Source organism: Flavobacterium sp. (assembly GCF_044376915.1).
GTDB lineage: Bacteria > Bacteroidota > Bacteroidia > Flavobacteriales > Flavobacteriaceae > Flavobacterium.
Map to the genome: position 1 here is coordinate 1 of NZ_JBILKB010000072.1, position 9,753 is coordinate 9,753.

The following is a 9,753-nucleotide window of genomic DNA, read 5'->3' on the forward strand; positions in this document are numbered from 1 at the left end:
GCCATGGTAGGATTGGATCAAGATTTAATGCAAAAGAACTTGAGTTGTGCTACCATTGGTGAAGCACAGAAAAACATGTTTACGTTTACCGGAATCTTTGTATTGATCAATATTTTCTTTTTGAGTGTAGGAGCACTTTTGTACCTCTATGCTACAAAAAACGGCATTGAAGTACCCCTGGATTTGGTTACTGGCAAACCCAGAACCGATTTATTATTTCCCGAAATCGCATTTCATCATTTAACATTGATACCCGCTATTGTTTTCTTATTGGGATTAACCGCAGCAACCTTTGCTACTACCGATTCGGCACTAACCGCATTAACTACATCATTTTGTGTCGACTTTTTAGGCATGGATAAAGCGGCAAATCAAAACAAACCGAACATGGTTAGAAACCGCCATTTGGTTCATATTGGATTTTCTTTGTTGATGTTTTTTGTGATTTTACTATTCAATTCGCTCACCGATCAATCCGTAGTATCCATGATATTTACGGTGGCCAGTTATACCTATGGACCGCTTCTGGGGTTGTATGCTTTTGGTTTGTTTATGCAATCAAAAACGGTGCGCGACAAATGGGTTCCTGCGATTTGTGTCGTATCACCGCTGATTACCTTTTGGATCAACAGCCTTGCTACCGAATGGTTTTCGGGCTATGTATTTTCCGTAGAAATCATCATTGTAAACGGATTGATTACCTTTTTGGGCTTACTGCTCATTAGTAAATCCACACAAGAAAACACCCGCTATTAATATTGATACGTCGCTAACAAGACTAAGGTACAAGCCACCTCATATTGGATATCATGAGCTGCCAGTAATATATAAAACGCTGGATTTTCGGTACCCGGATTAAAAATAACCCGTCTTGGTTTTAAAGATAAAACGTAGTCATAATAGGCCTCTTGAGCTTTGGGATTTAGATATAATGTAACTGTATCAATAGCTTGAAAATCCAATTTTTCAGTTTCAATTGAAATATCAAAGGCCATCCCTTTTTTGGCTCCAATAGCAACCACTTGATGGCATTTATCGACCAAACTATGTATGGCTTTATAGGAATAGCGCTCTTTATTTGTTGAAGCCCCAATTACTAATGTTTTCATGATCTTATTTTTTATAAAGTTATAAAAAAATAAGCAGAATAGTAGAAAATTAATGCACTCTAAAATAGTTTTGTATCTTTACAAAAAAACAAATATGGAAGTATTCGTCTATTTATTTGCAGCTCTTTTTTCGGTGTTAAATCCCATTGGAACCGTTCCAATATTTGTGGGCTTAACGCAAGACTATTCAAAGAAAGAACGGGCTAAAGTTTCACTTTGGACAGCCTTTAATGTATTCATAATCTTATTGGTTTCGTTCTTTGTGGGCCAATATGTATTATCCTTTTTTGGCATTACCATTACGGCCTTACGGATTGCAGGTGGAATTATTATTGCAAGCTCTGGTTTTTCATTGTTGAATGGAAAATTTTCTAAGAATAAAGGAATTGACAAGAAAGCGGAAGAAGAAGCGCAAAACAGAAACGACATTGCATTAACACCTTTGGCTATGCCAATGCTTGCTGGACCGGGTTCCATTTCTTTATTGATTGCGTATTATCAAGATCATCACAGTACAAGTGAAATCATCATTTCATCCATTGCCATATTGGTGGTAGCTTTTACCATTTACCTCGTACTGAGAAGCGCACATTATTTGGCTAAGATTTTAGGGGCATCCGGAATTGTAGCCATATCGAGAATCATTGGATTTTTAACCATTGCTATTGGGATCCAATATATTATTAGTGCGGTATTGAGTATTGTACGCGGCGTGTAAATGATTTGAATTGAAAGTAATTAATATATTGTTACTTAATATTTACATGTACAAAAATGCCGTAAAAATGTCGTAATAAAGTTTACGATAAACCGATATAAATAGTGTTTTTCTCATATAATTTTGGATTAAATTAATAATACTAAAAATTATGAATTCATTAGGTGAAAAAATTAGCGAAGAGAGAAAACGTAAAGGTTACACACAAGAAGATTTAGCAGAATTCTCTAAAATTAACATCCGCACGATTCAAAGAATTGAAAAAGATATAAATGAACCACGAGGTGATACTTTAAATCGAATTTGCTCAATTTTAGAAATTGACATAAATGAGTTAACTAGCTTAAATAAAAAACAAGAAAATATAAGCTTTTTTGAATCTATTTTAAATTTTGCTTTTTATTTAATTTTAAATTTAATCCTTATAACTATTATCGGATACTTAACTTTAGATTCAAACGCAAGTTATAATAGTCGGATAGGAGCAATATTGTTGAGTTTTTTTATTCCCATTTTTATTGTTTTTCTAACAAATTTTATGAGCAAAACCGAAAGAATTTTGAAATTTGGTTTGGGCTATTTTTTATATATTATATTGTTATTAACGATACAAGGTATTGAAGAAGGATTTATAATTGGATTCAATAGTGGCTTATTATTTTGCTCAACAATAGCCGTTAGTACATTGTATTTTGGAAATTCAATTTTTAATCCTAAAAATAAAACAGCTTTACAATGAATCATTAATTAAGAAATTTAAAAAAAACAAATTCCAAATTCCAAATGTTTAATAAAACGACATTTGGAATTTGGAATTTTAGCTATTGGGATTTACTCTTTTGGTAAAAATACTTCTGCCATCATGCAGCGGGCACTACCACCTCCACAGGCTTCAATAGTATCTAAACTAGTACTTAAAATGGTAACGTGTTCTTCCAATTGCGCTATTTGTTTTTTGGTCAGACTTTGATGTGCAGATGCACTCATGACTAAAAAGCGTCGGTCATCGGTTCCTTTTACTTCTAACATGTTTCCGGCAAAATTATTCACTTGGTCTTCACTGATTAGAATTACTTCTTTTTCATCGCCTTTTAAACTATCTAAAACCATTTTTCGCTCTTTTTTATCATCGATACAATCGGCACAAATTACAGCAAAGGTTTCGCCAACAGTTAGGATCACATTGGTATGATAGATGTGCTTTCTTTCGCCATTAACCGTTTGAAACGCTTCAAAGATCACTGGGGTAAATTCAAAATCTTCACAAAACTCAATAAACAATTCTTCATCGGCTCTGGGCGACAAGGCACAATAGGCTTTCCCGTTGGCTCTGTCCAAGACAATACTGCCGGTTCCTTCCAAGAAAATATCGTCTTCTTCAGCCGAAGTATAGTCCATTATTTCGTTGATCACAAAACCCGCTTCTTCCAATCGATCCAACACATCTTCTCTTCGCTCTAAACGGCGATTTTCTGCAAACATGGGATACAAAACAACATCTCCGTTTTCATGAAATGAAATCCAATTGTTGGGAAAAATACTGTCGGGAGTGTCTGGACTAAGCGTATCTTCTACAACAATAACATTAAGTCCAATCATTTTCAATTTTTGGACAAAAGTATCAAACTCTTCTTGGGCTTTAGCATTTACAGATGCTGGCGTTAAATTATCGAGTACTTTTTGGTAATAATTATTCACAGCTGTTTGCTCGTTCATACGAAAAGCTACCGGACGAATCATGACAATGGAGTTGGTCGTTTGGTTCATGTTTTTTTTGTTATCGGTTATCCGTTATTTGTTAACGGTTATTTGTTTTGTGTTACTAGTTATAGGCAATTTATTGTTTATTAGGTTTGCCAATTGTTTTCAACATATTTGATAAAGTTAAAAATCTTAGCTCCTAAAACATCATAATCAGTAATATATCTTTCAATTTCTGGAATCAAACCAACATATAAATTCCTTATTTTTAACAAATGACCTTTTGTTTCTAAACAACTTGAATGAGAATAAACTAAAAATTTAATGAAATCTGCTTTATATCGTTTTCTTCCATAACCTTCAACTATATTAGAATTAACTGAATCTGCTGACCTTCTTAATTGACTACCTAATTCATATAATTCATATTTAGGTAATAAAAGTGATGCTGGATGAACTTCATAAAACAAAGACAAACTTAACTTGTATATATCTAAATCTTCATAGCTCTTCATAAGCAACTTTTTTACACAACTCTAAAAAACAGAAAACAGACAGCTTTTTTAATCTCTAATAAGCGGTAAAGTTGAACATCTCAACAAGCCTTCTTGCTTGGCTATTTCGGCATACGGAATTTCTTCAACTGTAAATCCTTTTTTTCGCAACCAATTGTTCAATCGGGTAAAGTTTTTCTCGGAAACCACTACATCGGGTGCAATTGAAAACACGTTGGAATTCATGTGGTACATTTCTTCCCTTTCGATGTGAAATAAATTTTCCTTTCCAAATAATTTCACTAAAAACATATAATCGGCTTCTTCTCTAAAACCACTTTTATATATGATTCCCATAGTATTACCAACGGGCTGAAAACAGCAGTCTAAATGTAATGCATTGTCTCGCGGTTCTATTCTTGACTTAACCAAATCAAACGCTTTTACAATTTTATGGGGAAATAATTCTTTAATATAGTTGACCCCTTGCCAATTCGTTCGTGCTGTAATATAGTCTTTATAATCGGACCCTTTATACGTTCCGATAAAAATATATTCGTTCCATAACATAACGTCACCCCCTTCAATATGCACTTCTTCTGGAGGTCGCACTACCTTAGCGGGATCCATTTGATCGATTATATATTGAATGGCATCCAATTCGCGTTCTCTATCGGGTAATATGTTAGCCTTGATAAAAATATCATCAATGACAAACCCAATATCCCGAGTAAAAATCTGATTGTAATTTTCAATGATATTCGGACGATACACCGAAACGCCATATTTTTCAAATACGTCATTAAAAGCCTGCATTTCTTGAACCATATCTGCTTCAACGGGATAAGTCCCCGCTTTGATATGCTCTAACGATTTTGGATCATAAGCTTCTTCAATGGTGGGTGTTGGCCCGTTACTTTGGGCGGTTCCTAAAACTACAGCCCGCAATAGGGACGTTTCATTTTTTACATGTAATGGCAACATAATGCTTATTTTTTGAAAAACGAATTGGTTTCGTTACTAAGCAAATATAGGAAAATGAAATGATAAAGTACAACCAAATTAAGGATGTGCCATAAAAAAACCCATCTTTCGATGGGTTGCAATTTATCTGTTTTTAACGTCTTTAAAATCACGTAAAGGATAACCTGTATACACTTGTCTAGGACGACCAATTGGCTCTTTGTTGATGCGCATTTCTTTCCATTGTGCAATCCAACCTGGCAAACGACCAATTGCAAACAATACCGTGAACATTTCCACCGGAATTCCCATAGCACGATAAATAATTCCTGAATAGAAATCTACGTTTGGATATAAATTTCTTGCTTTGAAATACTCATCTTCTAAGGCTACTTTTTCCAATTGCTTGGCAATATCCAATAATGGATCATCCACACCTAAAGCCGTCAAAACATCATCTGCTGCTTTTTTAATAATGGTAGCTCTTGGGTCGAAATTTTTATAAACACGGTGTCCAAATCCCATCAAACGGAATGGATCATCTTTGTCTTTTGCTTTTAATACAAATTTGGCTACATCGCCTCCATTGTCATGAATTTCTTGTAACATTTCCAATACCGCCTGATTAGCTCCTCCATGCAAGGGTCCCCATAAAGCAGAAACTCCTGCTGAAATAGAAGCAAACAAACCTGCGTGAGAAGAACCAACTATACGTACGGTAGAAGTAGAACAATTTTGTTCGTGATCGGCGTGTAAAATGAATAATTTATCTAATGCGGCTACCACTTTAGGATCTGCTTTGTATGGTCCTGTAGGTAATTCAAACATCAAACGCATAAAGTTTTCTACATACCCCTTGGTGTTATCATAATAATTTAGCGGATACCCCATAGACTTTCTGTAGGTCCATGTAGCAATGACTAAAAATTTACCCATTGTTTTACAAACGGCTTCATACATTTCTTTTTCATTGTGCGGATTAACCGACTTCGGATTGAACGCTGTTAATGCACTTGTCAATGAAGCTAACACACCCATTGGATGGGCTGTTTTTGGAAAACCATCAATAATGTTTTTCATTTCTTCGTTAACCAACGTATACTTACGAATGTCATTTTCGAATTTTTCTAATTGCGCAGTAGTTGGCAATTCTCCGAAAATTAACAAATAAGAAACTTCAAGGAAATTAGCTTTATCCGCTAGATCTTCAATAGAGTATCCTCTATAACGAAGGATACCTTCTTCTCCATCTAAAAAAGTAATTTCACTTTTACAAGATCCAGAGTTTTTATATCCAGGATCGATGGTAATAGCGCCAGAAGCACTGCGTAGTTTGTCGATATCAATGGCTACCTCGTTTTCAGTTCCTACGATAACAGGAAACTCATATTTCTTACCATCGAGTTCTAATATTGCAATTTTTGACATATAATTATTGGATGTTATTTAAAATAATTTAAGTGATATGCGAATTTAACAATTAATCCGCAAACGATAAAAAAAATAACATTTTTTTATGGTTATTTACTATACATAAAAAACCCTCTCAAAATTACTTTCTGAAAGGGTTACTTATTTTGAAACTTATTCGAGCTTGCGAATTGATGCAGCAAACGAATTCAGCAATACAATGTTAGGATTATATTTTTACTTTGAAGGCATTTACACCCGGAAAATATGCAACATCTGCTAATTCTTCCTCAATGCGTAATAATTGATTGTATTTTGCCATACGATCAGAACGAGAAGCCGAACCTGTTTTGATTTGTCCGCAATTTAAAGCAACTGCTAAATCAGCAATTGTATTGTCTTCTGTTTCTCCAGATCGGTGAGACATTACAGAGGTATACCCCGCATTATGTGCCATGTTTACCGCAGCTATTGTTTCAGTCAAAGTACCGATTTGGTTTACTTTAATCAAAATTGAATTGGCAATTCCTTGTTGAATTCCGCGTGACAAACGCTCTACATTGGTCACATATAAATCATCGCCAACCAATTGTACTTTATTTCCAATTTTTTCGGTTAATAATTTCCAACCTTCCCAATCGTCTTCATACATTCCGTCTTCGATTGAAATAATAGGATAATTAGCCGCTAATTCTGCCAAATATTCAGCTTGTTCTTTTGATGATCTTACTTTTCCGTTTGCGCCTTCAAATTTAGTGTAATCATAATTTCCGTTCACATAAAATTCAGAAGCAGCGCAGTCTAAAGCGATCATTACGTCATCGCCAAAAGTATAACCCGCATTGGTTACCGCTAATTTGATGGAATCCAAAGCATCTTCTGTTCCACCCGCTAAATTGGGAGCAAATCCACCTTCATCACCTACAGCAGTGGATAAATTTCTATCGTGTAATACTTTTTTAAGGTTGTGAAAAATTTCGGTACCCATTTGCATGGCGTGCGTGAAATTTTTTGCTTTAACCGGCATGATCATGAATTCTTGAAAAGCGATCGGCGCATCAGAATGAGAACCACCATTAATAATATTCATCATTGGAACGGGTAACGTATTTGCTGAAACACCTCCCACATAACGGTACAACGGCATTCCTAATTCGTTAGCGGCAGCTTTTGCAACTGCAAGCGACACCCCTAGAATAGCATTAGCACCCAAATTTGATTTATTAGCTGTACCGTCTAAATCAATCATGATACGATCGATAAGATTTTGTTCAAAAACCGACATGCCTACTACCGCTTCAGCGATTTTAGTATTTACATTTTCAACCGCTTTCAAAACACCTTTACCCATGTATGATTTACCACCATCACGGAGTTCAACCGCTTCATGCTCACCTGTAGAAGCGCCACTTGGAACAGCTGCACGTCCTAATATGCCATTCTCGGTAATTACGTCAACTTCAACTGTTGGATTACCACGAGAATCTAAAATTTGTCTTGCGTGTACTTTTATGATAATACTCATTTTGTATTTTTTTAGTTAGTATTTTAAGAATAATAACAAATTTAAAGCTTAAAATTGAACTATATTCTGAAAATCAAAAAACTTATAAACGATAACGTTTTAGTTACTTGCAGATTTTATATTTTCGATAAATTGATCAAATAAATAGCTAGAATCATGAGGTCCTGGACTAGCTTCTGGATGGTATTGCACTGAAAAACAGTTTTTAGATTTCATACGCATCCCTGCCACAGTGCCATCATTTAAATGTTCGTGTGTCAATTCAAAATCGGGATGATTGTCTAGCGCTTCACGCACAATAGCAAATCCATGATTTTGAGAAGTGATTTCACCTTTTCCGGTAATCACATTTTTAACGGGATGATTGATCCCTCGGTGTCCGTTGAACATTTTATAGGTCGAAATTCCATTGGCCAAACCAATGATTTGGTGTCCTAAGCAAATGCCGAACAGTGGTTTATTCTCGTTTAATATTTGCTTGGCTACTTCTTGAGCTGAAACTAAAGGTTCTGGATCACCAGGTCCATTGGATAAGAAATAACCATCTGGATTAAATGCTTTCATCGCTTCAAAAGAAGCATTGTAAGGAAATACTTTGATGTAACAATCACGTTTTGCTAAATTTCGTAGAATATTAGTTTTGATTCCTAAATCCAATGCAGAGATTTTATAGGTAGCCGATTCATCTCCAAAGAAATACGGCTCAGTAGTTGAAACTTTTGAAGCCAATTCTAAACCGTTCATATCCGGAACTTGGTCCAATTTTTCTTTCAAAACTTCTATTGGTGTTCCATCGGTACAAATAACAGCGTTCATAGCGCCATTATCACGAATGTAGCTCACCAAAGCTCGGGTATCTACATCTGAAATAACGATAAGATTTTGCTTGCTCAAATAGTCAAACAAACTTTCAGAAGCATCCACACGTGAATAATTAAAACTAAAGTTTTTACAAACCAAACCTGAGATTTTCACCGAATCCGACTCGACTTCTTTTTCGTTGACGCCATAGTTTCCAATATGCGCATTGGTAGTAACCATGATTTGTCCAAAATAAGAAGGATCGGTAAAAATTTCTTGATATCCTGTAGTGCCAGTATTGAAAGCAACTTCTCCAAAAGTTACTCCTTCAATACCGATAGATTTTCCGTGAAAAACAGTTCCGTCTTTTAACAATAAAACGGCTTTTGCGCGATTGTTGTATTTCATTGTGTAGTGTAGTTGTGTTTGCAAATTTAGTTATAAAAGTTGTTTTTTTCAACTGTTTGATGCGTAAAACCAAAAAAAAAGGATAAACTTAAAAAAGTCTATCCTTATTATTTTTACATGAATGGTTTCATGATTATTCTGTAGCTTCAGCTGTTGAAGAAGTAGCTTCTGTTTGATCAGCAACAGTAGTGTCGGCTGCTGGAGCTTCAGGAGTACCTTCTGCCTTTTTAGCTTTACCACGACGTGTTGTTTTCTTCACTTCTTTTTTACCACCGTTATAAATCGTATTGAAATCTACCAATTCGATCATCGCCATGTCAGCGTTATCTCCTAAACGATTACCTAACTTGATGATACGAGTGTATCCTCCTGGACGGTCACCTACTTTAGCAGCAACTTCTCTGAACAATTCAGTAACCGCATATTTATCTCTTAAGTAAGAGAAAACAGTACGACGATTGTGAGTAGTATCTTCTTTTGATTTTGTAACTAATGGTTCAACAAATTGTTTTAAAGCTTTTGCTTTAGCAACAGTTGTATTGATACGTTTATGTTCGATTAAAGAACAAGCCATATTTGCTAACATCGCTTTTCTGTGTCCTTTTTGTCTACTTAAATGATTGA

General features: G+C 35.1%; 10 protein-coding genes and 1 pseudogene. 3 read left to right on the forward strand and 8 right to left on the reverse strand.

Features of this window, described 5'->3' with window-relative positions; genetic code table 11:
* Positions 1-756 (forward strand): annotated as a pseudogene (locus ACIQ6Z_RS07840) (sodium:solute symporter); the annotation flags it as partial.
* On the opposite strand, the gene ACIQ6Z_RS07845 reads toward ACIQ6Z_RS07840, so the two are convergent.
* Positions 753-1,109 (reverse strand): CoA-binding protein, encoded by a 357-nt coding sequence (locus tag ACIQ6Z_RS07845; RefSeq protein ID WP_396210353.1) that lies wholly within the window; start codon positions 1,107-1,109, stop codon positions 753-755. The pseudogene ACIQ6Z_RS07840 and the gene ACIQ6Z_RS07845 sit on opposite strands and share 4 nt — an antisense overlap.
* Before the next feature lie 94 nt (positions 1,110-1,203).
* Here ACIQ6Z_RS07845 and ACIQ6Z_RS07850 point away from each other — a divergent pair, with 94 nt between their 5' ends.
* Positions 1,204-1,827 carry a MarC family NAAT transporter gene (locus tag ACIQ6Z_RS07850; RefSeq protein WP_396196705.1) on the forward strand — a complete coding sequence of 208 codons (624 nt, stop codon included), beginning with the start codon at positions 1,204-1,206 and terminating at the stop codon, positions 1,825-1,827.
* A gap of 151 nt (positions 1,828-1,978) precedes the next feature.
* Positions 1,979-2,566, forward strand: a complete 588-nt coding sequence (locus tag ACIQ6Z_RS07855) for a helix-turn-helix domain-containing protein (RefSeq protein ID WP_396210354.1) — start codon at positions 1,979-1,981, stop codon at positions 2,564-2,566.
* A gap of 92 nt (positions 2,567-2,658) precedes the next feature.
* On the opposite strand, the gene ctlX is transcribed toward ACIQ6Z_RS07855, so the two are convergent.
* The 7 genes from ctlX to rplQ all read right to left on the reverse strand — a co-directional run.
* Positions 2,659-3,594 carry a citrulline utilization hydrolase CtlX gene (gene ctlX, locus ACIQ6Z_RS07860; protein WP_396210355.1) on the reverse strand — a complete coding sequence of 312 codons (936 nt, stop codon included), beginning with the start codon at positions 3,592-3,594 and terminating at the stop codon, positions 2,659-2,661.
* 80 nt (positions 3,595-3,674) lie between these two features.
* Positions 3,675-4,043: a four helix bundle protein gene (locus ACIQ6Z_RS07865; protein WP_396210356.1), complete on the reverse strand. Its 369-nt coding sequence runs from the start codon at positions 4,041-4,043 to the stop codon at positions 3,675-3,677.
* 48 nt (positions 4,044-4,091) lie between these two features.
* Positions 4,092-5,006, reverse strand: a complete 915-nt coding sequence (locus ACIQ6Z_RS07870; protein ID WP_396210357.1) for a dimethylarginine dimethylaminohydrolase family protein — start codon at positions 5,004-5,006, stop codon at positions 4,092-4,094.
* Positions 5,007-5,129: 123 nt separating this feature from the next.
* The gene (locus ACIQ6Z_RS07875; protein ID WP_396210358.1) at positions 5,130-6,413 is read right to left on the reverse strand and encodes a citrate synthase; all 1,284 of its coding nucleotides are present in this window, start codon (positions 6,411-6,413) and stop codon (positions 5,130-5,132) included.
* A 211-nt stretch (positions 6,414-6,624) separates the two neighbouring features.
* The gene (eno, locus tag ACIQ6Z_RS07880; protein ID WP_396210359.1) at positions 6,625-7,920 is read right to left on the reverse strand and encodes a phosphopyruvate hydratase; all 1,296 of its coding nucleotides are present in this window, start codon (positions 7,918-7,920) and stop codon (positions 6,625-6,627) included.
* Between the two features lie 99 nt (positions 7,921-8,019).
* Entirely contained in the window at positions 8,020-9,129 is a 1,110-nt protein-coding gene (carA, locus tag ACIQ6Z_RS07885; RefSeq protein ID WP_396210360.1) for a glutamine-hydrolyzing carbamoyl-phosphate synthase small subunit, read from the reverse strand.
* A gap of 133 nt (positions 9,130-9,262) precedes the next feature.
* A partial coding sequence (rplQ, locus tag ACIQ6Z_RS07890; RefSeq protein ID WP_396210361.1) for a 50S ribosomal protein L17 occupies positions 9,263-9,753 on the reverse strand: 491 nt, incomplete at its 5' end.